General features: G+C 37.1%; 1 protein-coding gene. It reads left to right on the forward strand.

From position 1 onward, the window contains the following. Positions 1-812: 812 nt before the first annotated feature. Positions 813-1,247: a hypothetical protein gene (locus tag H344_RS20725; protein ID WP_051254382.1), complete on the forward strand. Its 435-nt coding sequence runs from the start codon at positions 813-815 to the stop codon at positions 1,245-1,247. Positions 1,248-1,379: the final 132 nt, after the last annotated feature.

Genomic DNA, 1,379 nt, shown 5'->3' on the forward strand with positions numbered 1-1,379 from the left:
CGCCTACTTACGAAAATCCTCGCGGATTTTCTATTCGGTTTGTATTTGCTAAATTAGTTGCTAAAACACGCAACGAAATCATACACAAACACGTTAGAAGGTTATTTGCAGAAAAAAATAGAGCAGCTTCGGGACTTCCTTTTTTTTGCTGCCTACCCTATAGCTCGACCAATCGGTGCGCAAGTAGTACGTTTATCAGGGCAGCAAAAAATCTACGGTGTGTAAAGTTTTAGGCAGTGCTTATGGAAGGTTAGTGCCAAAAAAATAAGAGCAGCTTTCGGGACTTTCCCTTTTGCCGCCAGTACGGAATCGTTGCTCAAGTAGTACGCAGGTCGACTTTTTGGCTTGCCCTTACCCGCTAATGTTTTTAAGAGAGTTAAAGTATAATAATGTCGGCCAGGTCTGGGCTGGATTGAAAATGCGGCAAATCCCCGCGGATTGTACCAATGGCTTGTCCGTATGGGTAAGGTTTGGGCTGCAAACAACCTCTAACAGTGGCTATAATTCAGTCTTACTTTCTGCAAAACATAAAATTCAGTACTTTTAATCCGGCACGATTCTTTGCCTGAAAAATCCTATCGGATTTCCCAGACCGAAATCATAGCCTTGACCGTTGTGCGTCAGCTGACAGACCAACGAAAATTCAGTTAGAATTCAATATTTTAAGATATTTACGGACGAAAAACAAAGCGGAATTTAAATAAAAAAATAACTTGACTTGAATCAAATTGTTGTGAATCAGCGATAGCCAAATGAAAAGAACAATAAGCATTACAACTAATTCTAAATAACATAAAATCACGAATATAAATATGAAGAATTTTATACTAATTTATTTTCTGACTTTAACTTTTATTCATACCTACGGACAAACGGAACAAGACAGTATTATCACAATACAAAAGACAGAAAAACAAGTTGAAAAACAAACTAAAATTCAACAATTGTCAGTTCCAATTTACAAATTATTTCCAACTACAAACTATTGGACTTTTCTTAAATTGGACACACGAAATGGAAAAATATGGCAAGTACATTTCACTATATCAAAAGATGGTTACGAAGGCGAACTAATTTTAAATTCAAGTTCACTCATATGGGATGATAAAGAAATAAACGGAAGGTTTACACTTTATCCAACTGAAAATATGTACAACTTTATTTTACTCGACCAGTTAAACGGAACAACATATCAAGTGCAATGGAATAATGACGAAAACAAACGATTTGTTAGTCGAATTTATTAAATTGGAATTATAAAAAAAAAGAAAAAGCCGAACGCACAATCGAGTAGACGGGTCCGCCCCTAAATAGAAACGGACTGCGCCTCTCACACCACCCAGCGTACGGGTCTCGTACTGGGCGGTTCGATAATGGAA

The organism is Arenibacter latericius DSM 15913, assembly GCF_000424985.1.
Classification (GTDB): domain Bacteria; phylum Bacteroidota; class Bacteroidia; order Flavobacteriales; family Flavobacteriaceae; genus Arenibacter; species Arenibacter latericius.